General features: G+C 70.2%; 27 protein-coding genes, 3 tRNA genes and 1 other RNA gene. 14 read left to right on the top strand and 17 right to left on the bottom strand.

The features are described 5' to 3' along the window. Window positions 1-34 precede the first annotated feature (34 nt). The 3 genes from ftsH to F8S09_RS18175 form a co-directional block, all read right to left on the bottom strand. Window positions 35-1,903 carry an ATP-dependent zinc metalloprotease FtsH gene (ftsH, locus tag F8S09_RS12465; protein ID WP_194165333.1) on the bottom strand — a complete coding sequence of 623 codons (1,869 nt, stop codon included), beginning with the start codon at window positions 1,901-1,903 and terminating at the stop codon, window positions 35-37. A 122-nt stretch (window positions 1,904-2,025) separates the two neighbouring features. After that, window positions 2,026-2,196: a hypothetical protein gene (locus tag F8S09_RS17695; RefSeq protein ID WP_194165332.1), complete on the bottom strand. Its 171-nt coding sequence runs from the start codon at window positions 2,194-2,196 to the stop codon at window positions 2,026-2,028. Window positions 2,197-2,245: 49 nt separating this feature from the next. Next, window positions 2,246-2,371: a hypothetical protein gene (locus F8S09_RS18175; protein WP_265469061.1), complete on the bottom strand. Its 126-nt coding sequence runs from the start codon at window positions 2,369-2,371 to the stop codon at window positions 2,246-2,248. A gap of 126 nt (window positions 2,372-2,497) precedes the next feature. Here F8S09_RS18175 and F8S09_RS12460 point away from each other — a divergent pair, with 126 nt between their 5' ends. After that, window positions 2,498-3,901, top strand: coding sequence for a tetratricopeptide repeat protein (locus F8S09_RS12460; RefSeq protein WP_152871819.1), 1,404 nt, complete (start codon window positions 2,498-2,500; stop codon window positions 3,899-3,901). Window positions 3,902-3,965: 64 nt separating this feature from the next. Here F8S09_RS12460 and F8S09_RS12455 read toward each other — a convergent pair whose 3' ends face one another. Then, window positions 3,966-4,727, bottom strand: coding sequence for an ABC transporter substrate-binding protein (locus F8S09_RS12455; RefSeq protein WP_152871818.1), 762 nt, complete (start codon window positions 4,725-4,727; stop codon window positions 3,966-3,968). Window positions 4,728-4,799: 72 nt separating this feature from the next. Next, window positions 4,800-7,226, bottom strand: a complete 2,427-nt coding sequence (locus F8S09_RS12450; RefSeq protein WP_152871817.1) for a glutamine--tRNA ligase/YqeY domain fusion protein — start codon at window positions 7,224-7,226, stop codon at window positions 4,800-4,802. 70 nt (window positions 7,227-7,296) lie between these two features. Here F8S09_RS12450 and F8S09_RS12445 point away from each other — a divergent pair, with 70 nt between their 5' ends. Further along, entirely contained in the window at window positions 7,297-8,022 is a 726-nt protein-coding gene (locus tag F8S09_RS12445) for a GNAT family N-acetyltransferase (RefSeq protein ID WP_152871816.1), read from the top strand. A 391-nt stretch (window positions 8,023-8,413) separates the two neighbouring features. Here the strand turns inward: F8S09_RS12445 and F8S09_RS12440 are convergent, their stop codons facing one another. Both F8S09_RS12440 and F8S09_RS12435 read right to left on the bottom strand, forming a co-directional pair. Further along, window positions 8,414-8,893 (bottom strand): multidrug DMT transporter, encoded by a 480-nt coding sequence (locus tag F8S09_RS12440; RefSeq protein WP_152871815.1) that lies wholly within the window; start codon window positions 8,891-8,893, stop codon window positions 8,414-8,416. 106 nt (window positions 8,894-8,999) lie between these two features. Next, the gene (locus F8S09_RS12435; RefSeq protein ID WP_152871814.1) at window positions 9,000-10,145 is read right to left on the bottom strand and encodes a S1C family serine protease; all 1,146 of its coding nucleotides are present in this window, start codon (window positions 10,143-10,145) and stop codon (window positions 9,000-9,002) included. A gap of 96 nt (window positions 10,146-10,241) precedes the next feature. Here F8S09_RS12435 and F8S09_RS12430 point away from each other — a divergent pair, with 96 nt between their 5' ends. After that, on the top strand, window positions 10,242-10,664 hold the full coding sequence (locus F8S09_RS12430) for a gamma-glutamylcyclotransferase family protein (RefSeq protein ID WP_322618794.1): 423 nt from the start codon (window positions 10,242-10,244) through the stop codon (window positions 10,662-10,664). Between the two features lie 43 nt (window positions 10,665-10,707). Here F8S09_RS12430 and rpsO read toward each other — a convergent pair whose 3' ends face one another. Beyond that, window positions 10,708-10,983, bottom strand: coding sequence for a 30S ribosomal protein S15 (gene rpsO / locus F8S09_RS12425; protein ID WP_322618793.1), 276 nt, complete (start codon window positions 10,981-10,983; stop codon window positions 10,708-10,710). 184 nt (window positions 10,984-11,167) lie between these two features. Between rpsO and F8S09_RS12420 the strand changes: the two genes are divergently transcribed. After that, window positions 11,168-11,252: transfer RNA gene (locus F8S09_RS12420), tRNA-Leu, on the top strand. 103 nt (window positions 11,253-11,355) lie between these two features. Then, an RNA gene (gene ffs, locus F8S09_RS12415) (signal recognition particle sRNA small type) lies at window positions 11,356-11,454 on the top strand. Between the two features lie 16 nt (window positions 11,455-11,470). Here the strand turns inward: ffs and F8S09_RS12410 are convergent. Genes F8S09_RS12410 through F8S09_RS12400 form a run of 3 tightly spaced genes read right to left on the bottom strand, consistent with a single transcriptional unit; the run spans window position 11,471 to window position 13,135 of the window. Further along, a complete protein-coding gene (locus tag F8S09_RS12410; protein ID WP_152871812.1) occupies window positions 11,471-12,409 on the bottom strand; it encodes an aminoglycoside phosphotransferase family protein in 939 nt (312 codons plus the stop codon). Between the two features lie 5 nt (window positions 12,410-12,414). Next, the gene (locus F8S09_RS12405) at window positions 12,415-12,795 is read right to left on the bottom strand and encodes a hypothetical protein (RefSeq protein ID WP_152871811.1); all 381 of its coding nucleotides are present in this window, start codon (window positions 12,793-12,795) and stop codon (window positions 12,415-12,417) included. A gap of 34 nt (window positions 12,796-12,829) precedes the next feature. After that, on the bottom strand, window positions 12,830-13,135 hold the full coding sequence (locus F8S09_RS12400) for a helix-turn-helix transcriptional regulator (RefSeq protein WP_152871810.1): 306 nt from the start codon (window positions 13,133-13,135) through the stop codon (window positions 12,830-12,832). A 143-nt stretch (window positions 13,136-13,278) separates the two neighbouring features. Between F8S09_RS12400 and F8S09_RS12395 the strand changes: the two genes are divergently transcribed. From F8S09_RS12395 to F8S09_RS17690, 4 genes are all read left to right on the top strand, one after another. Next, window positions 13,279-14,766 (top strand): NADP-dependent isocitrate dehydrogenase, encoded by a 1,488-nt coding sequence (locus F8S09_RS12395; protein ID WP_152871809.1) that lies wholly within the window; start codon window positions 13,279-13,281, stop codon window positions 14,764-14,766. Window positions 14,767-14,927: 161 nt separating this feature from the next. Next, entirely contained in the window at window positions 14,928-15,575 is a 648-nt protein-coding gene (locus F8S09_RS12390) for a carbonic anhydrase (RefSeq protein ID WP_152871913.1), read from the top strand. Window positions 15,576-15,672: 97 nt separating this feature from the next. Beyond that, on the top strand, window positions 15,673-16,407 hold the full coding sequence (locus F8S09_RS12385; protein WP_152871808.1) for a YebC/PmpR family DNA-binding transcriptional regulator: 735 nt from the start codon (window positions 15,673-15,675) through the stop codon (window positions 16,405-16,407). A 72-nt stretch (window positions 16,408-16,479) separates the two neighbouring features. Next, on the top strand, window positions 16,480-16,650 hold the full coding sequence (locus F8S09_RS17690; protein WP_194165331.1) for a hypothetical protein: 171 nt from the start codon (window positions 16,480-16,482) through the stop codon (window positions 16,648-16,650). A gap of 10 nt (window positions 16,651-16,660) precedes the next feature. On the opposite strand, the gene F8S09_RS12380 is transcribed toward F8S09_RS17690, so the two are convergent. After that, window positions 16,661-18,166 (bottom strand): amidohydrolase, encoded by a 1,506-nt coding sequence (locus F8S09_RS12380; protein ID WP_152871807.1) that lies wholly within the window; start codon window positions 18,164-18,166, stop codon window positions 16,661-16,663. A gap of 77 nt (window positions 18,167-18,243) precedes the next feature. Here F8S09_RS12380 and F8S09_RS12375 point away from each other — a divergent pair, with 77 nt between their 5' ends. Together F8S09_RS12375 and F8S09_RS12370 are read left to right on the top strand one after the other, a co-directional pair. Continuing rightward, window positions 18,244-19,278, top strand: coding sequence for a response regulator (locus F8S09_RS12375; RefSeq protein WP_152871806.1), 1,035 nt, complete (start codon window positions 18,244-18,246; stop codon window positions 19,276-19,278). A 172-nt stretch (window positions 19,279-19,450) separates the two neighbouring features. Then, on the top strand, window positions 19,451-19,999 hold the full coding sequence (locus F8S09_RS12370) for a hypothetical protein (RefSeq protein ID WP_152871805.1): 549 nt from the start codon (window positions 19,451-19,453) through the stop codon (window positions 19,997-19,999). Window positions 20,000-20,060: 61 nt separating this feature from the next. Here F8S09_RS12370 and F8S09_RS12365 read toward each other — a convergent pair whose 3' ends face one another. After that, complete coding sequence (locus F8S09_RS12365) at window positions 20,061-20,855, bottom strand: aminoglycoside N(3)-acetyltransferase (RefSeq protein WP_152871804.1); 795 nt, start codon at window positions 20,853-20,855, stop codon at window positions 20,061-20,063. A 110-nt stretch (window positions 20,856-20,965) separates the two neighbouring features. On the opposite strand from F8S09_RS12365, the gene alaS reads away from it, so the two are divergent. After that, the gene (gene alaS / locus F8S09_RS12360; protein WP_152871803.1) at window positions 20,966-23,644 is read left to right on the top strand and encodes an alanine--tRNA ligase; all 2,679 of its coding nucleotides are present in this window, start codon (window positions 20,966-20,968) and stop codon (window positions 23,642-23,644) included. 49 nt (window positions 23,645-23,693) lie between these two features. Here alaS and F8S09_RS12355 read toward each other — a convergent pair whose 3' ends face one another. Beyond that, a complete protein-coding gene (locus tag F8S09_RS12355) occupies window positions 23,694-24,050 on the bottom strand; it encodes an MmcQ/YjbR family DNA-binding protein (protein WP_152871802.1) in 357 nt (118 codons plus the stop codon). A 73-nt stretch (window positions 24,051-24,123) separates the two neighbouring features. After that, window positions 24,124-24,567: an RrF2 family transcriptional regulator gene (locus F8S09_RS12350; RefSeq protein WP_152871801.1), complete on the bottom strand. Its 444-nt coding sequence runs from the start codon at window positions 24,565-24,567 to the stop codon at window positions 24,124-24,126. 182 nt (window positions 24,568-24,749) lie between these two features. On the opposite strand from F8S09_RS12350, the gene F8S09_RS12345 reads away from it, so the two are divergent. Together F8S09_RS12345 and F8S09_RS12340 are read left to right on the top strand one after the other, a co-directional pair. Next, a complete protein-coding gene (locus F8S09_RS12345; protein ID WP_152871800.1) occupies window positions 24,750-25,172 on the top strand; it encodes a group III truncated hemoglobin in 423 nt (140 codons plus the stop codon). Further along, the gene (locus F8S09_RS12340) at window positions 25,162-25,755 is read left to right on the top strand and encodes a ferredoxin reductase domain-containing protein (protein WP_152871799.1); all 594 of its coding nucleotides are present in this window, start codon (window positions 25,162-25,164) and stop codon (window positions 25,753-25,755) included. The genes F8S09_RS12345 and F8S09_RS12340 overlap by 11 nt, the downstream gene beginning before the upstream one ends. A gap of 37 nt (window positions 25,756-25,792) precedes the next feature. Here F8S09_RS12340 and F8S09_RS12335 read toward each other — a convergent pair. Beyond that, window positions 25,793-25,868 (bottom strand) — tRNA-Phe (locus F8S09_RS12335). Between the two features lie 3 nt (window positions 25,869-25,871). Then, window positions 25,872-25,947: transfer RNA gene (locus F8S09_RS12330), tRNA-Asp, on the bottom strand. Window positions 25,948-25,979: the final 32 nt, after the last annotated feature.

Raw genomic sequence — 25,979 nt, 5'->3', positions numbered from 1 at the left:
CCACTCGGACGGGGGGCTGGCACCTGCGGCGGGGTTACATCGTGGGCTGCGGGGTCGGCGTGCCGGTCTGCGGGCTGCCGCCCACGCGGGAGACGGCCTCGCGCACCACGTCGCCCGTGATCAGTTCCTCCGAGAGCAGGGCGTCCGCGACCTCGTGCATGGCCGTGCCGTACTGGGTGACCAGGCCCTTGGCCCGCTCGTAGGCACGGCTCAGGATGCGCTTGACGTCCTCGTCCACAAGCTGCGAGGTGTGCTCGGAAAAGGCCTTGGGCTTGGCCATGTCCTCGCCCAGGAAGACCGGGCCGGAATCGGTGGTCAGGGCCATGTTCTTGAAGTTCTCGCCCATGCCCCACTCCAGCACCATCTTGCGGGCGATGTTCGTCGCCTTGCGGAAGTCGTCGGCGGCACCCGAGGTCACGCTGCCCATGAAGACTTCCTCGGCAGCGCGGCCCCCCAGCGCGACCACGAGCTGGTTTTCCAGCCGCTCCTTGCTCATCAGCACCTGTTCCTCGGGGAGGTAGAACGCGGCGCCCAGCGCCCGCCCGCGCGGGATGATGGAAACCTTCTGGAGCTTGTCACTGCCAGGAATCACGGCGGAGGTCACGGCGTGCCCGGCCTCGTGGTAGGCGATGGCCTTCTTTTCCTCAGGGCTGACGCTCAGCGAGCCGTTTTCCAGACCCAGGGTGATCTTGTCGAGCGCCCGGTAGAAGTCGCTCATATCGATCTGGGTCTTGCCCAATCGGGCGGCTTCCAGCGCGGCCTCGTTGGTCACGTTCTTCAGGTCGGCGCCCGAGAAGTACGGCGTGCTCTTGGCGATTTCCGGCACGTCCACGCCGGGGGCGAGGGGCTTGTTGCGCAGGTGGACCTTGAGAATCGCCTCGCGTTCCTTGAGGTTCGGCAGGTCGATGGTCACCTGACGGTCAAAGCGGCCGGGGCGCAGCAGCGCGGGGTCCAGCACGTCGGGGCGGTTGGTCGCCGCGAGCACGATCACGCTGCTCGACTTGTCGAAGCCGTCCATCTCCGAGAGGATCTGGTTCAGGGTCTGCTCGCGCTCGTCGTGGCCGCCGCCGATGCCCGCGCCGCGCTTGCGGCCGATGGAGTCGATCTCGTCAATGAAGATGATCGCCGGGGCGCTCTTGCGGGCATCCTCGAACAGCGTCCGCACGCGGCTGGCGCCCACGCCCACGAACATCTCCATGAACTCGGAGGCCGAGACGCTGAAGAAAGGCACGTCCGCCTCGCCCGCCACCGCCCGCGCCAGCAGCGTCTTACCGGTGCCGGGAGGGCCGACCAAGAGCACGCCCTTGGGAATCTCGGCACCGATCTGATGGTACTTGGCGGGGTTTTTCAGGAAGTCCACGACCTCGATCAGCTCGCGCTTGGCTTCCTCGTGGCCCGCCACATCGGTGAACTTGGTCTGCACGCGGTTTTCCTTGCCGTACTTCTTGGCCCGCGACTGCCCGAACTGCATCACGCCGCTCTGGCCGCCCTGTGCCCGCATGAAGAAGAAGTACATCAGGCCGATCAGGAGCAGGATGGGCAGGAAGTTCAGCAGGATGGCGAGCCACTGGCTGGGCGCATCGAAGCGGTAATCCACGCCCTGCTGCTCAAGTTGCGAGATCAGGGTGGGGTCGGGCGTGGCCTGGTTGCCGGGCAGACGCACCGTCACGCGGTCGGTCTGGACTGGCTGCTGGCCCCCCACGACCGGGACTTCGGTGGGTTCGGTCAGGCGCACCGTCGCCACGCTGTCACGCACGACGACCTGCTCGACCCGGTCCTGCGCGAGCAGATCTTTGAAGACGTTGTAACCGACGGTGGCCCGCGATCCGCCAGGGGCCTGGGAGAACATCAGGAACAGAGCCAGAACGAACAGGACGATCAGCCAGGGATTGAGCCGCCTCAAGAGTGGTGCCTCCAGGGAAAATAGAACGATTGGGACGGCATCCGTCCCACTAGGGTTGAGTGTACCAGACTCAAGATGTGTGTGCGTATTCCGCATCACACCTCTGGTTCATGGAGCGTCGGTTAAGGCGTGTGGGGTCGCCCGCGCCGTGCCAGCACGACGAGCAGGACGGCCAAGAGGGCCAGCGGCAGCAGGAAAAACAGCAGCACGGGCAGGAAGTTCAACAGGATGGAGAGCCACTGATTCGGCGCCTCGAAGCGGTAGTCCACCCCCTGCCCCTCAAGCTGCGACATCAGGGCGGCATCCTGATTTGGCGGCAGACGCACAGCCACCTGCCCCGGCTCAGGGGGGGCCCAGCGTGACCTCCGCCCGCTCGCCGCGCACCACCACCCGCTCAATCCAGCCCGCCTCCAGCAGCCGCGCGAATTCGGCGTAGGGAACGGTGGGGGAGGGCGAGGGGCCGGGCAAGGCGGGTCAGTGGCATGGGGCAAACCTCCGGGAACAGCTCGAGTTGACCACGGGGCGAGCGGGGGGCGTCGTCCGCCGAAAGGTGGCCCCCCGCCCCCTTGCCTGCCCGCGCTATCCTGGGGGGTGATGATCGATGTCGCCACCACCTGGCAGCAGGCTTGCACGGCGCTCGCGGGGGACGACTACGACACGGCCTTCAGCGTGCTGGAGGGTGCCCTGCACGAGGCCGACCGCCCCCGCAAGGCCCGGCTCTCGCTGTACCTCGCCAGCGTGCAGGCCCTTTACGGCGACCCCGCCACCACCGAAGTCGGCGCGGCGCTGCGCGATGCCCGCACCCTTGACCCGGCGATTCGCACCGATCCGCTGTATGTCGCCCTGAGCGCCGAACTCGACGCCCGGCTGCGCGGCCCCGACGCAGTCCTGCCCCCGCCCGAAGTGAGGGAAGCCGCCGAGCCGCTGGCCCGCTACCACGCCCTCGCCGCGCTGTCGCTGGCCGGGCACCCGCAGGACGCCCTGGAGCTTCACCTGCCCCTCGCGGAGTTGCCCGCCCACCTGCGCTGGCGGCTGCGAAGCTGGCAGGCCGACGCCGAGGAGAGCCTGGGGCACACGGCCGAGGCCCGGCATCTCTATGCGGAGGCCGCGCACCACGCTTCCGGCCTCAACCGGGCGGTGATGCTGCAGGAGGGCGCGGCGCTGGAACTGCAACTCGGGGACATGGGAGCGGCGCTTTCTCTGCTGGGGCAGGCGCGTCCCCTTTACAGCGGGCAGAACGCGGAAGAGGAGGGCCTCAACCTCGCCACCTGGCACTACCTTCAGGCACAGGCCCTGCTTCAGACAGGCAAGCCCGAGGACGCGCTGGAGAGCATCCGCGAGGCTGACAGGCTGGAGCGGCAACACGGCGACCCCAGCTACGGGGTGGCGCTGGTGTGGGGCCAGGTCTTGACCCACCTCGGCCGCCACGACGAGGCGCTGGCGCAGTTCGAGAGGGCGCTGGCGCTGGCAGGGGACGGCGACCGCCCTTTCGCGCAGCATGAACTGGGGGTGGCCCTGCTCGACCTCGACCGTCCGGTGGAGGCCCGCGAGCATCTGGAAGCGGCCCTCTCGGACCCCGACTACCCCTACCGCCCGGAGGTGCTGGCCGACCTCGCGGAGTGCGACTACCGCCTGGGCCGCTTGCAGGAGGCGCAGACCGCCGCCGAGCAGGCGCTCGCGCAGGGCGCGGTGATTCCGGCGAGTATGGTGCTGGGCAACGTGGCGCTGGAGTACTACCACCTCGACGAGGCGCTCGACCACTTCGAGCGGGTGGTGCGCGAATCCGCCCAGGGCACCCGCGACTGGGTGATGGGTCACCAGATGGCCGCCGACGTGATGGCCCAGCAGGGCTTCCGCGACCCCGCCGCCGCCTACGCCCATGCCCAGCAGGCGCTGGAATTTACCCCCGAAAGCGACGACTGGCGCGGCACCCTGGAAGACCACCTCCGCAAGGCCGAGACGCTGATGGGGCAGAGCGGCGGGCGCACGCTGAATTGAGCCGGGAACACTATGCAGAGAGCGGAAGGCGACGCGGCCCTCCGCTCTCCGGCTTTTTCGGGACTTACTTGCAGCGAATGTCTTCCCCGAAGTACTTGGTCGAAATCTTCTTGTAGGTGCCGTCGGCCATCACGCCCCGCAGGGCGGCGTTGACGGCGTTGCGCAGCGGCGTATTGCCTTTTTTCACGGCGATGCCGATCTTCTCCTGAAAGAGCATCTCGCCCAGCTTGAGGTTCGCCTGCGGGAACTTCTTGCGGGCCTCCAGCGCGACGAAGCGGTCGGTGACAAAGGCGTTCACGCGGCCACCGAGCAGCATCTGGAGCGCGTCGGCGTTGGTGGGGTAGGTCTTCACGCTGCCCAGTCCGGGGAGCTTCTGCGCCCGCTGCGCGTAGGTGGTGCCGAGCTGCACCCCGACCGCCTTGCCCTTCAGCGCCGCGACGGTGAGGGGGCCGTTCGATCTGGCGAGCACCACGCCGCCCGAGCAGTAGTGCGGGGTGGCGAAGTCCACCGCCTTCTGCCGCTCGGGGGTGATGCCGTGGCTGGAGACCACGAGGTCGAAGCGGTCGCGGTCTAGGCCGATCAGCAGCGTGTCGAAGCCGCTGGGCCGCCACTCCACCTTGACGCCGAGCTTGCGGGCGATCGCCTCGGCGAGTTCGGCCTCGAAGCCCACGACCTTCTTGCCCTGGGTGTAGGTGAAGGGCGCGTAGGTGGGTTCGGTCCCCACGTACAGCACCCCCGACGCCTTGATCGCCGCGAGGTCGCGGGCCGAGGCGGTGCCGAGGGCACCGGAGAGCAGGATCAGGGAGGCGAGCGCATACTTATGCATCAACGGAAGGTTATAGCGCATGAATCTGACGCGCCTATGTGGGGGTCGGGTGGGCGGGACAGGGGCCTCCCCTCAGCCCGCCAGGGCCTCCCGCAGCGCCGCCGCCACCTTCGCAGGGTCGGCCTTGCCCCCGGTCGCCCGCATGACCTGCCCGGTGAAAAAGCCCATCAGCGCCGCCCGGCCGCCCCGGTACGCCTCCACCTTGTCGGGGTTGGCGGCCATGACTTCCGCCACGGCTGCCGCCAGCGCCTCGTCGCTCAGGCCCGCGCCCAGGCCCTCGCGCTCGATGATCGCCAGCGGGGCCTCGCCGGACGCCGCCGCCCGTGCCAGCACGGCGCGGGCCACGCGGGTGGTCAGCCCGCCCGAGGCCAGCCGCTCGGCCAGCGGCGCGAGGTCGGCCGCCGTGACCCGCATCTCGCCCGCCCGCAGCGGTCCCGCGAGGTCGTTCACCGTCCACGAGGCAACCTGCCCGAACGTGGCGCCGGGCTGCGCTCCCGCCAGGAAGGCGAGCAGTGCCGGGTCCCGCGCCACCGTGCGGGCGTCGCCCTCCGAGGCCCCCAGCCCAGTCAGGCGGGCAACCTCGGCCTCCTGCTCGGGGGTGAGGGAGGCGGCCTGGGGCTTCGGGGGGGTGGCCTGGGAAGCCTCGGCTTTCGGGGCAGGCTTGGGCGCTTTGGCTTCCGCCTTCGGCGCGTCCTTCTGTGCCTCCTTCGCCCAGGTGTCCTTCAGGGTGATAATCCGCCCGAACACCAGCGCATCTTCGCGGCTGTCCACCGGGTCGCGCCAGAAATACCCCTGGCGCTCGAATTGATACCGGGTGTCCACCGGGTCGCCCACTACGCTCGGCTCGACGTACCCCCGTGTGACGCGCAGGCTGTTCGGGTTCAGGAACCGCAGGAAGCCCGCGTCGAGGGGTACGGCCTCGTTCTCGTGACTCATGCGCTCGGGGTCAAAATCGGGGGCGATGTCGTCGGGGTTCTCGCCCTCGGGGTGCGCCACCCGGAACAGGCGGTCGTAGAGGCGGAACTCGGCGGGCCGGGCGTGCGCGGCGCCCACCCAATGTATGACCCCGGCCGCCTTCGCGTCCTCGCCCAGCAGGGTGGCGTGGATGGTGGTCACGTGGCCCGCCTCGTCCGTCTCCACCTCGTCGGCGCGGATGATGCCCGCCCCGCGCAGGCGCACGGTGCCGCCCCGCGTCAGGCGCTTGTAGCCCTTCGGCGGGGTGAGCGAGAAGTCCTCGCGCTCGATGTACAGCTCGCGGGAGAGAGGCACCTCGCGCACCGCCGCCTCGGGGGCCACCCGCTCACCGCCAGGCAGCGCCACGAGGCCGTCGGGCGAGTCGCGGATCACGTCGTGGGGCCAGTAGGGCAGGGAGAGCGGGCGCGTCTCGCCTTCCGGCAGGTTGGTCAGCACGACCCGCACCGGGTCCAGCACCGCCATCACGCGGGGGGCGCGGTGGTTGAGGTCGTCGCGCACGGCGTTCTCGTACACGGCGATATCCACCGTGCGGTTGGTGCGGCTCACGCCGATCTGCGCGGCGAAGGCCCGCACCGCTTCCGGCGTCACCCCCAATCGGCGCTGCGCCCGCAGGGTGGGCATCCGGGGGTCGTCCCAGCCGGAGACGTGGCCTTCTTGCACCAGCCGCCGCAGCTTGCGCTTGCTGGTAATCGTGTATTCCAGCCCCCGGCGCCCGAACTCGTACTGGTGGGGGCGCGGGTCAAAGCCCAGCCGCTCCATCAGCCAGTCGTAGATCGCGCGGTTGTCCACGAACTCCAGGCTGCACAGCGAATGGGTCACGCCCTCCAGCGCGTCTTGCAGGGGGTGCTGGAAGTCGTACATGGGGTAGATGCACCAGTCGTCGCCCGTGCGGTAGTGGTGCCCGCGCACGATGCGGTAGAGCACCGGGTCGCGCAGCTTCATGTTGGCGGCGGCGAGGTCGATCTTGCCGCGCAGCACATGCGCCCCGTCCGGGAACTCGCCCGCCCGCATCCGCCGGAAGAGGTCGAGGTTCTCCTCCGGCGTGCGCGAACGGTACTCGCTGGGGGTGCCGGGCGTGGTCGCGTTGCCGCGCAGCCGCGCCATCTCGTCCGCGCTCACCGAGTCCACGTAGGCGTCGCCCTGCTGGATCAGCCGCTCGGCGTGCTCGTAGTACCGCTCGAAGTTGTCCGAGGCGTAATACAGGTGTTCGCCCCAGTCCCAGCCCAGCCAGCGCAGGTCGTCCTGTATGGCCTCGGCGAACTCCACGCTCTCGCCCTCGGGGTTGGTGTCGTCCAGCCGCAGGTGGTAGCGCCCGCCGTACTGCACGGCCGTCTGGAAGTCGAGAAAGGAGGCGAAGGTGTGCCCGAGGTGCAGGTAGCCGTTCGGCTCCGGCGGAAAGCGGGTCACGACCTGCGGGTACTTGCCGCTCGCGAGGTCGCGCTCGATGATCTCGGTGATGAAGTTGGGCGCCACGCGGGGCGTGTCGGCGGCGCCGGACTTGGCGGAGGATTCGGGCGCGGTCATGCGGGCAGGATAGCGGCCCAGCGTGCCCGCCTTCCGGTCGTGGGCGGAAGGCGGGCGTAGGCTGCCGCCCATGACCGCCTCGCCCACCGTCCGCCGCGTCACTGACCCCCAGGACCCCGCCCTCGCCGCCTTCGGGGAGATTCAGGAGCGCAGCTACTACGCCCCCGACATGCTGATTCCGCCTGCCGCCTTCCCGCGCCTGGTGTCGGGCGGGGGCCAGGGACCGCGCCGCGACCGCATCCTGGTGGCCGAGGACGCTTCCGGCCACGTACTGGGCGGCACCGTGTACCACCTGCTGCCGGAGGCGGGCTTCAGCTCCTTCCTTGCGGTGGCCCCGGAAGCGCGGGGGCAAGGGGTCGGCCACGCGCTGAACGAAATACGGCTGGAGGACGTGCGCTCGCACGGCCTGGCGGGCCTCTTTGCCGACAGCGTGTTCGCAGGTCGCCAGAGCGGCGAGGAACGGGCCGCCGAAGCCCGCATCGGCACCGACCCCCACGCCCGCCGCCGCGCCCTGCACGCGCTGGGCTACCGCACCGCCGACCTCCCCTACTGGCAGCCCGTGGGCGGCCCGGACGGCGGCCCCCTGACCGACCTCGACCTACTGTTTCACCCGCTGGACGGGGCCGACACCGTGCCCACCGCCCTGATCGCCGCCACGATGGAAGCGTACTGGTCGGGCTGGCTGGGCAAAAGCCGCGCCCACCGCGAAGCGCAAGACCTGGCCGAGCGGGCGGGAACGGATCAAGTGATTCTCCTCCCCGCGACGCAGACGCCGAGGTACTGGCAGCAGCAGTAGCGGCTGGGGAGGTTACTCGGTGGCGCCTGCCCCCCTGCCCCTCTTCCCCGTAGGAGAGGGATGGAACCCTGCGATTGCTCAAGCCCTCTTTTCCTGTGTCCGCCGCCCTCAACGTCCCCACCCCTCAAGCCCACGTTCCAGGCAGACGAGCCGTTCGGCGCGTCAGCGCCGAGGCCTTTCCCTTGGGCGGCAGGATGGCGTGGAGGGGGAAACAGGGACGGGCCGAGCAAAGCCGGGGCATGGGGGGACACCCTTTGCCTAGCGCAGCGCTGCTCCCCTGCCCCCTCTGGGGGTAGGGGCTGGGGGTGGGGGCAGGGCCGCAATCAAGATGCCCCGCCCCAAAAAAAGCGCCACGTCCCCCGAAGAAGACGTGACGCCCACATCCAACCCTTCAGGCAGCAGGCTGATCCGTCGGCACCTCGACCTCCGCTCCGCGCCGCCCCCGCCCCGGTCGCTCGGCCGCTGCCTCTGCAGGAGCCGGGGCCACCGCCGGAGCCCCGATTCGCGCCAGCGTGTCCCCGAAAGCCCGCATCGCGTCGCTGGCTTCCAACTCCGACACCGCGCGGGCGTTTAGCGCCTTGAGTTCCTCACGGGTGACGGCGTACTCGGGCGCGTCGTGGCCCTTGAGGGTCCGCAGCACGCTGTAGGCGTTGCCCGCCTCCACCGTCGCGCCCTTGCTGGTGGTCACGCGCTCGTCGGTGGTCATGTCGGCCCCGACCAGCGTGATCGCCTCTGGCGAGATCAGGGTCACGCGGTCGCCCCGCTCCTCCATGTGGGCGGCGAGTTGCAGCAGCCCCCGCAGGTGCAGCATGTGCGTGAAGAGGTCGAGGTGGGCGAGCATCGCGCCCGCTTTCTTCAGCAGGGTATCCATAGCTGCATTGTTATGTTTATGGCAGAATTGTCAAGTCCTCTTCCCGCAATTCATGAAATGCGGGCGGGCCACCCGCAGGCAGACCCGCCCATCTCCTGACCTGAGTTCAGTTCTGCACGGCAGTGCGCGGCACCAGCGTGAGCCGCAGGTCGAGCGTCTTGCCATCGCGCAACACGCGCAGGGTGATGGTGTCGCCGGGCTGGTAGCGCCGCACCGCGAACTGAAAGTCGGAGAAGTTGTTGATCCGTTGCCCGTTCACGGCAGTCACGATGTCCCCGGAGATCCGCTTGCCGTCCTGGTCGTAGTCGAGGGCGCGGAGCCCGGCCCGTGCGGCGGGACTGCCGGGCGAGACGCGGGTGAAAAAAGCCCCCGGCGTGGTCCCCAGGCCCAGGCCCAGCAGCTCGTCGGCTTCGGCAAAGCGGTCGGCAGGCAGGTTGATCAGGAAGTCCAGCCGTGGGTCCAGCCCCACTCCGATCACCGGGTATTCGCGCTTGACCCCACGGCGCAACTCGGCCAGCCGGGCGTCGGTGCGGGTGACGGGCACCGCGTAGGAGGTGATTGCCCCCCGCCGTGCCACGCTGATATAGCTGATGACGCCGACCGCCTCGCCCTGCGCGTTGATGATCGGGCCGCCACTGTCGCCGGGCTGCAACCGGGTATTGAGTTCAATGACGCCCGAGGGAAAATCGGCCTGATCGGACGCCACGTCCAGCCCGGTGACGCGCCCGGTCTTGAGGGTCAGGAAGGTGCCGTTGCCGTTGCCAATGGCGAGCGTAGGCGCCCCCACCGCCGGACGCGCCGTCGCCAGCGGCATGGACGGAATCTGGGCGGGCAGGTTCACCTTGAGGAGCGCGGTGTCCGACGCCTCATCGAAGCCCACCACCTCCAGCGTGTAGCGTCCCTTGCCCAGCGTGACGGCGCTGAGGTTGCGCCCCTCCGATACGACGTGGTAGGCGGTCAGCGCGTAGCCGTCCCCGATGTGAAAGGCGGTGCCCACCCCGTCGGGCTCGGTGCAGTCGTTGGGCGGGCAGTCCTCGATCCGCAGGGTGGCGGGGCGCAGCTTCTCGTAGAGCGCCCGCAGCGACGCGGTTTCGGCGGCCGTGAGGGGCGCGGGGGTGGCGCGGGCCGGAGTGGCGGGGGCCGCCGGGGCGGCAGCGGGAGCGGCGGGCTGAGCTTGCCCGTGTTCGGCCGCGACCAGCAGGGCGGCCAGGAGGATCAGGCCGCGCGGCGCGGCGGTCCGGTTGGCGTTCATGCCGCAGTGTGGCCCCCCCGCCGGGGGGGATGTGTGCGCGGTCTTTCCTTGTGAGGCCCGCATGTGCCCTTCCGCTGCTCGGCGTAGGCTGGCCGGGTGAGTCCCGAGCGCCCTCCCCGCGTCTTCGTCTACGGCACCCTCCGCCCCGGCGGGCGCAACGCGGGGCTGGCGGCGCGGTGCGGCCAGCCCCAGACGCAGGCAGCGACCCTTTCCGCCTTCCGGCTGCTGCATCTCTCGCCGGAAAACTACCCTGCCATCGTGCCGGGAGAGCCGGGCGAGCGCGTCCAGGGCGAGGTGCTGACCTACCCGCCGCAGGTCTGGGCACAGGTTTTTCCCCTGCTCGACGCGCTGGAGGGAGTGGACGAGACGCCGCCCCTGTATCACCGGCAACGGGTGACCGTGGCACTCGCGTCGGGCGAGGCGGAGGAGGTCTGGGTCTACGTGTACGCCAGGACAGAGCGGCTGACCCTTCCCGGCGCAGTTCCCGTGCCCGGCGGCGATTGGTTCCAGCACCCATAAAAAACCGCCCCCGGACAGGCCAGGAGCGGGGAATAAAGGGCGTTTAGCGGACGATGCGCTGGCCGCGGCGGATGCCGAGTTGGTCGGTCAGGGCGATGTACTCGTCGTAGTTGGTGCGCTCCAGGTACTTCAGCAGGCGGCGGCGCTGGCCGTTGAGAAGTTGCAGGCCGCGCTGGCCGTGCTTGTCCTTCTTGTTCTCGGTCAGGTGCCGGGACAGGTTCTGGATGCGCTCGGTCAGGAGCGCCACCTGCACGGCGGTGCTGCCAGTGTCGTTCGCGCTCTTGGCGTAGGTCTGGATGGTCTGCTGTTTGTCGATCACGGTGTACCTCTCTTGTTGTGAAGTCCCGCACGCAGCAGCCGGGGCAAAGGGCAGGAATAGCCCAGCCCGGCCCCACCACTCGCGGCGGCAAACGCGAGCTTAGCACACCGGGAGGGGCAGACAGGGGGCCGCGCGGTTGACAAGCGTGAGGCCGCCCCCTATCATCCTTTTCGCTTCAACCGTTGCTGGGGTGGCGGAATTGGTAGACGCACTAGCTTGAGGTGCTAGCGCCGCGAGGCGTGTGGGTTCAAGTCCCATCTCCAGCACCAACGGGCCGCCGGAATCTTTCAGGGTTCCGGCGGTGCTTTTTGTGTCCCGCTCCTTGTGCCCGCTCCGGCAAGGCTCCACAGGTGTGCTATGCTCTGCGGCGCATTGCTGGTGCAGCGCAGCGGGAACGCCCGAACCTGGTCAGGGCCGGAAGGCAGCAGCCATAAGGGATGATTCTCGGGTGCCGTTGCTTCCCGGCAATGCTTTTTTTGTGCTCGGGTCAGTCTAGGAGCCGCACCGCCACCGCCAGATAGAGGGCGCCGAGCTGCGGCAACCCGTGATGGTTCAGGTACAGGCCCGTTGACACCCGCTCCAGGTAAGTCCACTGCCAGATGCTTCCGGGGTCGGTTCCGGTCGCCTCCGCCATCTGCCCGCACCAACCGCGCACCTCTGCTTGTGGATCGTCTGAGGCCAGCAGATGCGAGTTCCAGCCCCGTAGCGCCACCCCGAGGTCATACTCGGGCTCGCATAAGAAGCCCTCGGGGTCCACGAAGACGTAGCCCGTCTCCGCGCCGGGTCGGACCGCCTCTATCCGCAGCAGATTCCCGACATGGGGGTCGCCGTGGACGATGACCTGCCGGGCCGGGTCGCGGGCCTCCCACCGCTCGCGGGCGTACCGCAGGGCCTGTTCCACCGCTGCCTGAACCTCCCGGTTCTCCCTGGCTAGGTCGTGCACGAGGGTCAGGAGGCTGGCCGCCTTGTGTTCGGTCCCGTTCGGCAGGGCGCAGCGTTCGGGCGATACCTGCCACGCCCGCTTTAGCGTCTCCGCGGTGAGGGTCAGCACGGTGGGCAGATCCTGGCCGACCTCCACCGACGGCCCGAGGGCCTCCAGCAGAAGGGCTCCCCGGCCGGGGTCGTGCTTCAGCACCCGCACGTAGCCCTGCCCCTGGGCCGCCAGCAGGGTGGACATCTGCGTCTCCAGCGCGGGTTCCGGCAAGGCCAGCTTGAGCACGGCCCGTCCACCGTCCGCGCGGGTGACCCGGCACACGTAAGAACGGCTGCCCCCCGTCAGGGCCTCGCCCCTCTGGAGTCCCCAGTCCCGGCATTGCCGCTCCACCGCGTCCGGCAGCGAGTCCAGCCACTGCCACCCGGCAGCGCCCAGGCTCCCCGCGTAGGCCCGTACGGTGGGTTCGACCTCCACGGAAGGAGCGTCGTTCATGAGTCTCAGCGCGTCTTGGGCACCAGCACCAGCGCCTGCGTCTCCTTCACCACGGCGAGCCCCCGCAGCCGCTCGGGGTCGAGGTCGCCTGCCTTGGCGAGCGCCTCGGCCTTTTTGCGGTCGATGGTGGCGACCTCCAGCGCCGCCGCGTCCCCGAACACGTCGCGGAAGCGGTCAAGGGGGTACTCGACCCGGCGCGACACCTTGAGGTCGGCGCGGTAGAGGTCCGTCTCGGCCTTCTCCCCCGAGGCCAGCGCCGCCTTGATGCGGGCGGCCAGCTCGTCGCGCTCGACCTCCAGCCCCAGCAGGGTGTCGCGCAGGGTGGCGTAGCGTTCGAGCAGGTCGTCCAGGGTCAGGGCCTCGGTGGGGTCGAGCGGCGCCGTCATGGGGTCAGCCTAGAGCATGACCCCGGCCTCCCGCTCAGGCCCCCGTCTCCTCTCCCTCCAGCAGCGTCAGCAGTTCGCCTACAGTGCGGCGGGCTTCCAGCGGGTGACGCAGATGAAAGCCAGGGTTCACCGTGTAGCGGTTGCGGCGGCCCTCGCGGGTGCGCGTGATCACCCCGGCCTGTTCCAGGTCGCGGATGATGCGCTGCACCGCCCGCTCGGTGATCCCAACCCGCTCCGCGACTTGCCGCAGGGTGCCGCCCGGCTCCCGCACCAGACACAACAGGACATGGGTGTGGTTGGTCAGAAAGGTCCAGGGACGGTCGGGGGCGGGGTCAGTCATGGCAGGAGGAATGTGCGGGTGCAATCGCCCCACCGTACCGCCTGCTTGGACGCGGTTCAAATTACGACATCAGATACGCGACATCTTTTTCGTTATATTGGTCGCGTTCCCGGCCTCGTCGCCGGGCGTTTCAAGGAGAGGCCATGAACAGCACCGATGTCCACCCTGCCCCGCAGGCGCCCACCCCCCCCACCCTCACGCCCATCGCCGTCGCGCCCGGCGACGGGATCGGCCCGGAACTCATGGCGGCCACCCTGCGGGTGCTGGAAGCGGCGGGCGCCCGCATCGAGCCGCGCCCTGTCGAGGTGGGGCAGGAGGTCTACCTGCGGGGCGTGTCGTCGGGAGTCGCGCCGGAGGCGTGGGAGGAACTGCGCCGCACCGGGGTGCTGCTCAAGGGGCCGATCACCACCCCGCAGGGCGGCGGGTACAAGAGCGTGAACGTGACCCTGCGTAAAGCCCTGGGGCTGTATGCCAACGTGCGCCCGGCGCGGGCCTACGCCCCCTTCGTCGCCACGCACCACCCCGGCATGGACCTCGTGATCGTGCGCGAGAACGAGGAAGACCTGTACGCGGGCATCGAGCACCGCCAGACCGACGAGGTCTACCAGTGCCTCAAGCTCGTCACGCGCGAGGGCTGCGAGCGGGTGGTGCGCTACGCCTTCGAGTACGCCCGCGCCCACGGGCGGCGCAAGGTCACGGCGATGAGCAAGGACAACATCATGAAGCTCACCGACGGCCTGTTTCATCGGGTCTTTGACGAGGTGGCGCGGGAGTACCCGGAAATCACGGCTGACCACCTCATCGTGGACATCGGCGCGGCGCGGCTGGGCGCCCAGCCCGAGCGCTTCGACGTGATCGTGACCCTCAACCTCTACGGGGACATCCTCTCGGACATCGCCTCCGAGGTCGCGGGGTCGGTGGGGCTGGGGGGCAGCGCGAACATCGGGCAGTCGGTCGCCCTGTTCGAGGCGGTTCACGGCAGCGCTCCTGACATCGCTGGGCAGGACAAGGCCAACCCCAGCGGCCTCTTGAACGCGGCGGCGCTGATGCTCACGCACATCGGTCAGGGGGACGTGGCGGCGCGGGTTCTGAACGCCTGGCTGCGTACCCTGGAGGACGGCATCCACACCGGGGACATCGCGGGCGAGCACACGGCCCGGCGGGTCGGCACCCAGGCTTTCGCGGACGCGGTGATCGAGCGCCTGGGCCAGGTGCCGGAGCGACTGCCCGCCGTGCAGGGCGAGGCGGCCTCCCAGATCCGAGTGAGCCTCACGCCCCGTCCCCGCGCCGAGAAGGTGCTGGTGGGCACCGATGTCTTTCTGGAATGGTGGGACGCGGGGCGGCGGCCGGACGTACTCGGAGAGCGGCTGCGGGGAGCGGAGGGCACCGACTGGACGCTCGACATGATCTCCAACCGGGGGGTCAAGGTCTGGCCGCAGGGCCTGCCCGAAACGACCTGCTCGGACCACTGGCGCTGCCGCTTCCTGTGGCGCGGCGAGCGGCCCGCCACGCACGCCGACGTGCTGGCGCTGCTGGCCCGCGTTGCGGACTCGGGGCTGGACTTCGTGAAGACCGAACACCTCTACACCTTTGACGGCCAGCCGGGGTACACCGCCGGGCAGGGCCAGTGACCGGGGCGTTCCCCAGATAGGAACGGTCAGCGGATCCGGTCATCCTGGGCCTCCGGGTCTAGGATGACCGGGTGAGCACTTCCGTTCCCGACGCCCGGACCCCGGCTCCCGTCTCCGATCTCGAACGGCGCATTCTGGACGCGGTGCGGCGCGGGGCCAGCATGAAGGACATCGCGGCGCTGCGCCAGGGCCGCATGACCACGCCGGAGGACGCGATCGAGGCCCTCAAGGACGGCAACGCCCGCTTCTTTTCCGGGCAGGCCACCCGCCCCGAGGCCGACGCCAACCAGCGCCGCGCCCAGATCATGGGCCAGACGCCCTTCGCGGCGGTGCTCGCGTGCAGCGACAGCCGGGTCCCCGTGGAGATCGTCTTCGATCAGGGGCTCGGGGACCTGTTCGTGGCGCGGGTGGCGGGCAACGTGGTGGGCGACTCGGAACTGGGCACGCTGGAATACGCCATCCGGCACCTCGACGTGCGGCTGATCGTGGTGATGGGCCACGAGGGCTGCGGGGCCGTCGCCGCCGCGCTGCTGCCCGAAGACGACCTCGCCCGCGAGCCCGAGCACCTGCGCCGATTGATCGCCCGCATTCAGCCCAGCGTGCGGGACCTCCCCCCCATCCGCGACAAGAAGGCCCGGATGCGCGAGGCCGTGCTGAACAATGTCCGCCATCAGGCGGCGACCCTGCGCGAGCAGCCCGTGATCCGCGAGGCCGAGGCGAGCGGGCAGGTGCGGGTGATCGGGGCCTTTTACGAGATCGGCTCGGGCGCGGTGGACTTCCTGACCGAGGAAGAGGACCTGCGGGTGTGACGGCTCCTGCGGGCCAGCGGCCCCCGCGCTAGAATGCGTTCATCACGCGCCCCCGGTTTCCAGGCGGGCGCGGTTTTACGGTAAGGAGACACTGAACATGGCCGGTCACAGCAAGTGGTCACAGATCAAGCGCAAGAAGGGTGCCAACGACAAGAAGCGCAGCGCGATGTATTCCAAGCACATCCGCGCCATCCAGGCCGCCGTGCGGTCGGGCGGCAGCGGGGACCCGGCGGGGAACCTGGGCCTGAAAAACGCCATCGCGGCGGCCAAGGCCGACACCGTGCCGGTGGACAACATCGAGAACGCGATCAAGCGTGCCCTGGGGGCGGAGGCGGGCGCCGCCGAGTTCAAGGAAGTCACCTACGAGGGCTACGGCCCCGGCGGCACCGCCATCTTTATCGAGACGCTCACCGACAACGTCAACCGCACGGTGGCCGACATCCGCGCGGTGTTCAACAAGCGCGGCGGTTCCCTGGGCACCAGCGGCTCGGTCGCGTGGCAGTTCGAGAAAAAGGGCGTCCTGCTGCTCCCCGACACTTCGGAGGCCGCGCAGGAGGCCGCCATCGAACACGGCGCCGAGGACTTTCAGGAGTCCGAGGACGGGCTGGAGATCAGCACCGCGCCGAACGACCTGTATGCCGTGCAGGACGCGCTCGCGGCGGCAGGCTTCCGGCCCGAGGGCGGTCAAATCACCATGATTCCCAGCAACACGGTGGCGGTGGACGAGGGCGACGCCCGCAAGCTGATGGCGCTCGTGGACGCCCTCGAAGACCTCGACGACGTGCAGAACGTGTACACCAACGCGGAACTGCCGGAGGAAGTTGAGGCGTAGGCAGAGCGCCCGGCCGGGCACCATCATGGGGAGACAGGGAGCGGACCTGTCTCCCCTCCCCTTAGAGGCACCATGATTGGACTGTTGCTGCTTGGGCTGTTCCTGGGGACACTGGCCTTCCTCGCGGCGCGTCAGGCGAGGCTGAACCGCGCCATGAGCGCGATGGACGACGCGCGGCCCCAGCTAGAGGCGGGGCACGTCGGTCCGAATCTGCCCGGACCCGGTGGCACGACCGGGTTCTAAGGGCCGCCGCTTACAGCACCAGCGCCTGCGCGGTGCCGCCCAGCCGGTCCCACAGGGTGAAGGCCGCCCGCGCTCCGGGGCGGATGATGCCCTCGTCGTCCCATCCGGCGGCGAGCGCGGGGCCGCGCGTGTGCGCCCATAGCACCTCCTCCTCGGTCAGGGCCTCGGTGGGCGCGAGCGCCTCGCCCGCGTCGTCGCGGCGGGTGATCGCGGCGGCGAAGTTGGCGCGGTACTCGGGCGGGGCGACCGGCGCGTCGGACCCGAAGGCGAGGACGGCCCCGGCCTCCATGAGCGAGCGGAAGGCGTAGCTCGTGTTCAGCAGGTGCGGCAGCAGTTCCCGGATCATCGGGCCGTCGGCCTGGAGGTGGATGGGCTGCACGCTGGCGGTCAGGCCCCGGAAGCGGGGGATGTCCTCGGGGCGCAGGTGCTGCGCGTGCTCGATCCGCAGCCGCACGCCCGCCTCGTCAGCGAGGGGGCGAAGCTGGTCGTATACGTCCAGCACCTCGGTATTCGCCCGGTCCCCGATCGCGTGGGTCACGGGCGTCAGGCCCAGCCGCAGCGCCTCCTCGCCGCGCTCGCGGATGAGTTCGGGGGGGTCGAGGGGAATCCCGGTGCCCGACCCGTCCGCGAAGCCGGGGGCGTGCAGCCACGCGGTGCGGCTTCCCAGCGCCCCGTCCGCGAAGAACTTGACCCCGCCCCACTGGAAGAGGCCCCCCGGCGTCCGGCGCAGCCCCAGGTCGCGGGCGTGCGCGAGGCGGTCGTGCGGCAGGGTGGCCCACACCCGCAGCGGCAGTTCGCTCCGCTGGGCAAGAAGTTGGAGGGCACGTGGTGCCTCCACCGGCTCGAAGGCCATCGTGTGGGCGCTGACGTACCCCCGCGCGGCCAGATCCTCGGCGCCCGCCTTCGCCGCCGCGAGGTACTCGGCGTCACTGGGCACCGGGCGCACTCGCGCGACCAGCCCACTCGCGCCCTCCAGCAGCGTGCCCAGCGGGCGCACGATGCGGCCCCCCTCGGGGTCGGGGGTCTGCTCGGTGATTCCGGCGAGCCGCAGCGCCAGCGAGTTCGCCCAGCTCAGGTGCATATCCCGCGAGTAGATCAGGACCGGGTGGTGGGGACTCACCTCGTCCAGCACGACGGCGGTGGGGTAGTCGGAGAGGCCCAGTTCGGAGAGCAGGAAGCCCCCGCCGCGAATCCAAGTGCCGGGGGGCGTGTTCATCGCCCGCTGCGCCACTTTGGCCTGCACCTCCGACACGCTGCGGGCGCCGTGCAGGTTCAGCTCGGACAGCGAGAAGCCGTAGCTCACGAGGTGGATATGCGCCTCCGCAAGTCCCGGCGTCAGGATCAGGTCGCGGTGGTCCTGCACCTCGGCTCCCGGCGCGAGCGCCCGCAGCTCCTCGCGGCTCCCCACCCCCAGGACGCGCCCGCCGCCCACCAGCACGGCCCCGGCCTCGGGCTGCTGCGGGTCCAGGGTGAGGGTCCGGGCGTGCAGGATGGTCAGGGGCGCAGACGTGGTCATGCCCCAGCCTAGCCCGGCGGCGGGGCGTGTGAATCCCGGTACGTGCCGTGGCCCCGGCCGCTGCTACACTGCCTCCCATGCCGCGCATCCTGGTCGTGGATGACGACGCCGCCATCCTCAAGCTCGTCAGCGTGATCCTGTCCCGCGCCGGGCACGAGGTCCGCACGAGCAGCCACCCGGTGGAGGCGCTCGATCTCCTGAAGGTCTTTACCCCCGATCTCGTCATCAGCGACGTGGTGATGCCCTACATGACGGGCCTGGAGTTTCTGGAGCAGGTCCGCAGTCACGAGAAACTGGGGGCGGTGCCCTTCGTGCTGCTTTCCAGTCACGCCGAGCGCGGCGACGTGCGGCGGGGCATGAATCTGGGGGCCGACGACTACGTGCCCAAGCCCTTTACCCCGCAGGACCTGACCACTGCCGTGGACGCCCGTCTGCGCCGCGTGGGCCTGACCCGCACGCAGGAGAGCGGCATGTCGGCCCGCGCCCTGGGAACCGCGCAGGTCGTGTGGCAGGGCACGGCCGTCGCGTGGGTGTCGCGCAAGGCGCTGGAGCTGTTTTTCTACCTGCTTGAGCGCCGCGAGGTGACCTCCTGGGAGGCGGCCGAGGCGCTGTGGCCGGAAAAGGACGAGGCCCGCGCGAGCAGCCTCTTTCACACCACCCTGCACCGCCTGCGCCGCAGCCTGAGCAGCGAGGCGGTCGTGAGCACCAACCGCCGTTACGCGCTGGCCGCCGACCTTCAGCCCGACTACGACGTCTCGCGCTTCGAGCTGCTCGCCAAGCAGGCCGAGTCGGGCAGCCTGGGGCTGGAGGAGCTGCGCGAACTCGCCGACCTGTACGGCCTGTTTCTGCCCGGCGCCGACAGCCCCTGGGTGGACGAGGTCCGCGCCCGGCTGGAGGCCAAGCAGCTCAGCGTGCTGGGGCTGGCCGCCGAGGCCGCGACGGCGGCGGGCCGTCCCAAGGACGCCGCGCAGTTTCACCAGCGGGCGCTGGCCCTCGACCCCATGAGCGAGAGCGACTGGCGGGGCCTCTCCCGCGCAATGGAAACCCTGGGCGACCCCCGCGCCAAACTCGCCGCCCGGCGCGAGGCGTGGTGGTCGGTGGACCTGGACTGAAGCCCGGCGGGGACCTCTTTCCCGAGCTTTCGCAAGACCCTCTCCCCCGGAAGAGGGTTTCTGTCGCCTTGTCTGTTCCTTCCCGTGCCGGGGGCAACGCCCACCCGCCGGGCGCCCACGCTTGGCCCTTCTCTCATACCGGCCGCAGGGAAAGGGACGCACACTGTGACCCATGCGACACCTCCTTTTTCCTAGCAAGGCCCAGGCCGACGCTTTTATCGACGATCTTCGCCGCCAGGGGCTGGTGCAGCCGGAAGTCGGGCAGACCACGGTCAACCGCCGCATGTCGGGCACCATGACGGGGGGCGCGGTGGACACGGCGACTGCTGCCAACGCGGGGTATGCCACTGACGACGAGGTGGCCGAGGCCGCTGGCGGCGGCGCCATCGCGGGAACCGGCGTGGGCGCGGCGGTCGGGGCGGCGGCGGGCGTCCTGGGCACCGCCGCCACGGTAGCGACGGGCGGGCTGGCTCTTCCGGTGATCCTGGGCATGACCGCCCTGGGCAGCGGTGTGGGCGCGGCGGTGGGTGCCATCGGCGGCGCGGCGGGGGCGGAGGACACGGGAGGCACCTACGCCCGCTCCTACGACGTGAGCGACGAGCAGTACGAGCGCCTCAGCAGTAGCATGAACGAGAGTGGCCGCGCGGTGGCCGTCGAGGAGAGCGTGCCCGCCGACGCGGTCGAGGCGGCGGCGGCACGGCACGGCGGCCAGTTCGTCTAAAGCCGGATGCGGTTCGGGAGGTGGGGCTACGGCCCCGCCTTTTTCGTTGGAGGGGAGGGCGTTACTCCGCCCGCCACCACGCCACCGCGAACTCCACCAGTTCACGCTGCCGCATCAGCCGGGCCTCGGCGGAGCCCACCCTCCCGCGCGTGACCGCCCCGCTCGCCTCGAAGGCGGCCTTGACGGGGGGGAACGTTTCGTCGTCGTAGTCGAGATCGTCGAAGGTGACCCAACGCCGCTCGCCCTTCGCGGCTACCGGGGCGCCCTGGGTCACCGTGCCCCGCCGCCCGGCCCGCACTTCCGCGAGGTGCAGGCTGGTGTTCTTCCTTGTTCTCAGCAGCAGCACCCGCCCGTCCAGATCGTAGACGCGGGCCAGCGGTGACTCTTCGCCCAGCGAAAAGGCCAGCCCGTGCCCCGCCGTGACCGCCTCCGCGAACCGGCCCCAGGCGGCAAACGACGAATGGGGATGGCTGCTGCGGCGCACCTCCGGCCAGGTGCGGAACAGTTCCGCAATCCGGCCCATGCCGCGCGTGGGGGTGCGGGCGGGGTCGAAGGCGGGCATCGCTTCCCGGATGACCGGCACCCAGGCTTCCGGCACGGGCGGGCGGCTCCAGCCCTGCGGGTCGGTGAGGTCAGTGTTGTGGGCGGGCATGACGAGCGTTCCAGCGGGCGTCAGCACGTCCTGAAGGGCCTGAATCACGGCCACCGGGCCGCCCACCACCCAGCCCAGGGCGCTCAGGCTGGAGTGGACCAGCAGCGTCTCCCCCTCCCCGACCCCCAGCGCCCGCAGGTCGGCCCCCAGGCTCCCGCGGGTGTGAGGCTGGGACGTGCGGGCGATGGCGTCGGCTTCGGGCATCCTCCGCAGGGTACGGGAGGAGGAAGGGGCCGCACATCCGCCCTCTGGCGGGGGAGCCGAGCGTGTCTCCGGCAGATTCGCCAGCGGAGGCCGCTGATAGACTCAGCCCCATGACCGGGCCGCTGACCACCGCTGAAATCCGCGAGAAATTCCTGCACTTCTTCGAGAGCAAGGGGCACCTGCGGCTGCCCTCGCACTCGCTGATCGCCCCCGACCCCACCACGCTGTTCACGGTGGCGGGGATGCAGCCCTTCAAGCCGCAATTCATGGGCGCCCCCGCGAAGTTCCCCGGCCACGGCGAGAACAAGCGGGTAACCACCGTGCAAAAGTGCCTGCGCGTGGGCGACATCGAGAACGTGGGCCGCACCCTGCGCCACTGCTCGCTGCTGGAGATGCTGGGCAACTTCTCCTTCGGGGACTACTTCAAGCAGGGCGCACTGACCTGGGCCTGGGAATTCCTGACCTCGCCCGAGTGGATGGGCCTCAACCCCGAGCGGCTTTACGCGACGATCTACGAGGAGGACGAGGAAGCCTTCGGCATCTGGACGCGGGAAATCGGCCTCCCCGAAGACCGCATCCTGCGCTTCGGCGCCGACGAGAACTTCTGGCCCGCCGACGCGCCGAAGGAAGGCCCCAACGGTCCCTGCGGTCCCTGCTCCGAAATCTTCTATGACCGGGGACCCGATTACGGCGACGACACCTGGGCCGACTACGCGCAGACCCGCGAGAGTGCCCGCTTCCTGGAAATCTGGAACTGCGTCTTTCCGCAGTACGACCGCCAGGACCCGCTGCCCGACGGCACGCCCGTGCTCGCCGACCTCCCGTTCAAGAACATCGACACCGGAATGGGCCTGGAGCGCATTGCCACCGTCGTGCAGGACGTGTACGACTTCTATTCCAACGACGTGTTCGCGCCCCTGATCGCGCGGGTGGCCGAGCTGAGCGGCAAGCCCTACGAGGGGCCGCAGAGCGTGTCGCACCGGGTGGTGGCCGAGCATGTCCGCTCGGTGAGCATGGTGATCGCGGACGGCGTGGCCCTCAGCAACACCGGGCGCGGCTACGTGATCCGCAAGATTCTGCGCCGCGCCAGTCGCCACGCCTACCTGCTGGGCCTGCGCGAGCCGACGCTGCATACGCTGGTTCCCCTGGTGGTCGAGAAGATGGGGGACGCCTACCCCGAACTCCGCGCCGAGCAGGAACGGGTGCAGGCGGCCATCCGCGCCGAGGAGGAGCGTTTCCTGAAGACGCTGGAGGGCGGCATCCAGCGCCTCGGCGGGCTGCTCTCCGGGCTGGGACAGGGCGGCACGCTGCGCGGCGAGGACGCCTTCGTGCTGTACGACACCTACGGCTTCCCGGTGGACCTGACCAAGGAGATCGCGGAGGAGTACGGCGTCTCGGTGGACGAGGCCGGATACGCCGAGAGCCTGGAAAACGCGCAGAACCTCGCCCGCGCGGGCAGCAAGTACGGCAAGTCCGAGCTGTTCGGCGGCTCCCAGGAGGCCCTGGACGGCCTGCCCGCCACCGAGTTTGTCGGCTACGACGAGCTGGAGGCCGAGGGCGAGGTGCTGGCCCTTCTCAGCGCAGGCGAGCGGCTGGAGCATCTGCCCGCCGCGAGCGAGGGCATGGTGGTCCTCTCGCGCAGCCCCTTCTACGCGGAGGGCGGCGGCGAGGTGGGCGACACCGGGCGGCTGGAGTGGGAGGGCGGCGCCGGGCGCGTGCGCGACACCCGCAAGACCCCGGCGGGCGTGTTCCTCCATGACGTGCTGGTCGAGGAAGGCGAGCTGCGCCCCGGCCTCCGCGTGCGCGGGGTCGTCTCGGGCGAACGCCGGGCCACTGAGCGCCACCACACGGCCACCCACCTCCTGCACGCGGCGCTGCGGGCAGTCCTGGGGTCGGGGGTGCGGCAGGCGGGGTCGCTGGTCGCCCCCGACCGCCTGCGCTTTGACTTCGCGCACGGGGCGGCCCTCACGGGCGAGGAAATCGCGCAGGTCGAGGCCCTGGTCAGCCGCTGGGTCACCGCCAACTTCCCGGTGACGTGGCAGGAGATGCCCATTGAGGCGGCGAAGGCGGCGGGCGCCACGGCCCTGTTCGGGGAGAAGTACGGCGACACCGTGCGGGTGGTCAGCGTGGAGGGCGGCGTGCCCTTCGGCGGCGCGACCGTGACCAGCAAGGAGCTGTGCGGCGGGGCGCACGTGCGCCGGACCGGGGACATCGGCGCTTTCGTGATCGTGTCCGACGAGAACGTCGCGGCGGGCGTGCGGCGCGTGGAAGCGCTCGCGGGCGAGGCCGCCACCGCCTGGGTGCGCGGACGGCTGGAGGCGGCTTCAAGGGTGGCCGGACTGCTCAACACCGGCGTGGAGGGCCTGGAAGCCCGCGTGCAGGGCCTGCAAGCCCAGCTCAAGGCCGCTCAGCAGGAAACCGCCCAGGTCCGCCGTCAGCTCGCGGAAGCACAGATGGGCGGGGGGAGCGGCGCGGGCCAGCAGGTCCGCGAGTTGGGTGGCTTCAAGATCGCCGCGCTGAAGCTCTCGGGCATCGAGGGCAACGAGTTGCGCGGCGCCGCCGACAAGCTGCTCGACACCAGCGGGGCCGACCTCGCCGTGATCGCCAGCGACAAGGGCCTGGTGGTGAAGGCGACGAAGGACGCCGTCTCGCGCGGGGCGCACGCGGGGCAGCTCGTGGGCAAGCTCGCGGCGGCGGCGGGCGGCAAGGGCGGCGGGCGGCCCGACATGGCCCAGGCGGGAATCGCGGACCCGCAGGCGGCGCTGGAGGCACTGGACACGGCGTTCTGAGGCCAGGACGCGGGAAGGGAGCCAGGTTCGTCCCGGCTCCCTTCCCGTTTTACTCCTCCAACTCCGCCCGCTGCGCCCGCGTCAGCCCGGCCACGACGAGCGCGTGGCTCGCCTCCAGCAATTCGCGCACCACCCCTTCCGGCACTGTCCCGTCCAGTGTCACCGTGACCCAGTGGCGCTTGTTGAGGTGGTAGCCGGGCGTGATCGCGGGGTATGCCGCCCGCAACGCTTCCCCGTCCTGGGGCCGCACCTTCAGCGAGAGGGTGACCGGATCGGCGGTGAGGTCGGTCAGGGCGTACATCTTGCCCGCGACCTTGAAGACCAGCGTGGTTGCGTCAAAGGGAAACGTCTCGCGCGAGCCGGGCAGGGCCGCGCAGACGCCGCGCACATCGGCGGTGGAGTGCATGGGGCAGTCTGGCAGGTGGAACATGGCGAAGGACGCGGGGGCCGAAGCGGTCCGCGTCCGTTTCCTCTGAGCTTCAGGAAATGGATTGCTCTGGCACGGGCCACACCGGCGCTTCCGGATGGCCGGGAACCGGTTCGATCAGTTCCTCAAGGGTAGTGCTCGCCAACTGGCGCTCGGTGGCCGCGACGGCCTCGTCGATGCGGCGGTGCAGCGGGCACAGGCTGGTGTGGTCGGGCCGCCCCAGCGGGCACTCGCTGATGCGAGCCAGCGGCTCGACGGCGTTGACCACCTCCAGCATGCAGATATTCGCCGCCGGACGGCTCAAGCGGTAGCCCCCGCGCAGTCCCCGCGCCGCCTTGATCAGCCCGGCCCGCCCCAGCGTCTGAAGCACCTTGGAGAGGTAGCCCGGCGGCACCTTCGTGCGGGCGGCGATCTCGGCGGTGGTGAGCGGCTGGCCCTCCGCTCCTGCGAGGGTCACGACAGCCCGCAGCGCATATTCGGTGGTCTGGGAAAACAAAGGGGTGCCTCCTGGGTCCGCGAGTGGTGGACCTTGACATCCACTTTATAGGCGACTACGCTGAGCCGGTCAATGGATATGTGGACCTGCATATCCGGAATGGATTTTTCGATGTTTGCCTCCTCCCTCTTTTCTTCCCGCCCCATCGCTGGCGCCTTCCAGCAGCAGGCAGAGGCTTGACCATGACCCTTTCCCTGACGCCAGAAGACCGCCTGTTTGCGCGCGTGGGCGAAGAACGGTTGCGTCGGGTGCTGTGGGCCTTTTACGCGAGGGCCACGGCCGACGATCTGCTCGGCCCGGTGTTCGCCCGGATCGGTCCCTTCCCGCGCGGCGGCTGGCCGCTGCACATCGCCCGGCTGGAAGGGTTCTGGCGGGCGGTGACGGGCGGGCCGAGCGCGTACCGGGGGCACCCTGGCCCGGCGCACACCGGCCTGGGTATCGGCCCGGCCCATTTCGGTCGCTGGCTGGCCCTGTGGGAGCAGACGCTGGGCGAGGAACTGCCCGCCGCCGAGGCCGCCGCCCTGCTGGGGCTGGCCAGCCGGATGCACCCCAACCTCGAACGCCACGCCCTCGCCACCCCGCCGGAGGCTGTCCGTGTCCACTGACCCTTCCCCCCGCCCCGTCTCCCCGCAGGTGCTCGTGAAGACCCCGGCGGGCGACTTCTCCCTGCAGGACTCGGACCGCCCGGTCGTGCTGCTCAGCGGTGGGGTCGGCATCACGCCGATGCTGAGCATGCTCAACACTCTGGTCACCTCCGGGTCTACCCGCCCGGTCCTGTTCGTTCACGCGACGTTGGGGGCCTCGGCCCACGCCTTCCGCGAGCACGTCAACGAGGTGGCCCGGACCCACCCGACGGTCCGCAAGCTGGTCTACTACACCGAGGTGGGCGCAGGGGACCGCCCCGGCGAGCACCACGACGAGGCTGGGCTGATCCGGCTGGAGACGCTGCGCCCCCACCTGCCGCCGGGCGACGCCGAGTATTACTACTGCGGCCCCGAGGGGTTCACGTGGGCGGTGGAAACCATCCTGGGCCGCCTGAACGTGCCCGCCGAGCGCCGCTTCACCGAAACCTTCGGCCCCAGCCAGACCTTCGCGCCGGTTCTGGCCCCAGCGGGCGCGGCTGGCCGAGGGACACCGCGACCTCGCCCCTCGGCTGGAGCTGGCCGGGGGTTCGCCCATTCAGCCTGAAAAGCAAAAACTCCGCGCGTGGCGGAGTCTTCTTGCGTGGTGGCCAGGGCCGGACTTGAACCGGCGACCCAACGATTTTCAGTCGTTTGCTCTACCAGCTGAGCTACCTAGCCGGGTGGCGGTCCGGACGGGATTTGAACCCGCGACCTACTGCGTGACAGGCAGTTATGCTAACCGCTACACTACCGGACCACTCCGCGCTGCCGCGAAAAGCAGCGGGGTCA

Source organism: Deinococcus terrestris, assembly GCF_009377345.1.
GTDB classification, from domain to species: domain Bacteria; phylum Deinococcota; class Deinococci; order Deinococcales; family Deinococcaceae; genus Deinococcus; species Deinococcus terrestris.
Note: the sequence above shows the minus strand (reverse complement) of the source record. Positions and strands in the feature narration are given on the sequence as shown.

Bases quoted from the DNA above. Each gene is read 5' to 3' on its own strand.
- F8S09_RS12460 (WP_152871819.1), top strand. From the start codon at position 2,498: ATGATCGATGTCGCCACCACCTGGCAGCAGGCTTGCACGGCGCTCGCG.
- F8S09_RS12385 (WP_152871808.1), top strand. From the start codon at position 15,673: ATGGCCGGTCACAGCAAGTGGTCACAGATCAAGCGCAAGAAGGGTGCC.
- F8S09_RS12370 (WP_152871805.1), top strand. From the start codon at position 19,451: ATGCGACACCTCCTTTTTCCTAGCAAGGCCCAGGCCGACGCTTTTATC.
- F8S09_RS12435 (WP_152871814.1), bottom strand. From the start codon at position 10,145: ATGAACGCCAACCGGACCGCCGCGCCGCGCGGCCTGATCCTCCTGGCC.
- F8S09_RS12390 (WP_152871913.1), top strand. From the start codon at position 14,928: ATGAAGGACATCGCGGCGCTGCGCCAGGGCCGCATGACCACGCCGGAG.
- F8S09_RS12345 (WP_152871800.1), top strand. From the start codon at position 24,750: ATGACCCTTTCCCTGACGCCAGAAGACCGCCTGTTTGCGCGCGTGGGC.
- F8S09_RS12440 (WP_152871815.1), bottom strand. From the start codon at position 8,893: ATGGATACCCTGCTGAAGAAAGCGGGCGCGATGCTCGCCCACCTCGAC.
- F8S09_RS12400 (WP_152871810.1), bottom strand. From the start codon at position 13,135: ATGACTGACCCCGCCCCCGACCGTCCCTGGACCTTTCTGACCAACCAC.
- F8S09_RS12375 (WP_152871806.1), top strand. From the start codon at position 18,244: ATGCCGCGCATCCTGGTCGTGGATGACGACGCCGCCATCCTCAAGCTC.
- F8S09_RS12395 (WP_152871809.1), top strand. From the start codon at position 13,279: ATGAACAGCACCGATGTCCACCCTGCCCCGCAGGCGCCCACCCCCCCC.
- alaS (WP_152871803.1), top strand. From the start codon at position 20,966: ATGACCGGGCCGCTGACCACCGCTGAAATCCGCGAGAAATTCCTGCAC.
- F8S09_RS12405 (WP_152871811.1), bottom strand. From the start codon at position 12,795: ATGACGGCGCCGCTCGACCCCACCGAGGCCCTGACCCTGGACGACCTG.
- F8S09_RS12455 (WP_152871818.1), bottom strand. From the start codon at position 4,727: ATGCATAAGTATGCGCTCGCCTCCCTGATCCTGCTCTCCGGTGCCCTC.
- F8S09_RS17690 (WP_194165331.1), top strand. From the start codon at position 16,480: ATGATTGGACTGTTGCTGCTTGGGCTGTTCCTGGGGACACTGGCCTTC.
- F8S09_RS12450 (WP_152871817.1), bottom strand. From the start codon at position 7,226: ATGACCGCGCCCGAATCCTCCGCCAAGTCCGGCGCCGCCGACACGCCC.
- F8S09_RS12410 (WP_152871812.1), bottom strand. From the start codon at position 12,409: ATGAACGACGCTCCTTCCGTGGAGGTCGAACCCACCGTACGGGCCTAC.
- F8S09_RS12355 (WP_152871802.1), bottom strand. From the start codon at position 24,050: ATGCACTCCACCGCCGATGTGCGCGGCGTCTGCGCGGCCCTGCCCGGC.
- F8S09_RS17695 (WP_194165332.1), bottom strand. From the start codon at position 2,196: ATGTCGCAGCTTGAGGGGCAGGGGGTGGACTACCGCTTCGAGGCGCCG.
- F8S09_RS12445 (WP_152871816.1), top strand. From the start codon at position 7,297: ATGACCGCCTCGCCCACCGTCCGCCGCGTCACTGACCCCCAGGACCCC.
- F8S09_RS12380 (WP_152871807.1), bottom strand. From the start codon at position 18,166: ATGACCACGTCTGCGCCCCTGACCATCCTGCACGCCCGGACCCTCACC.
- F8S09_RS12365 (WP_152871804.1), bottom strand. From the start codon at position 20,855: ATGCCCGAAGCCGACGCCATCGCCCGCACGTCCCAGCCTCACACCCGC.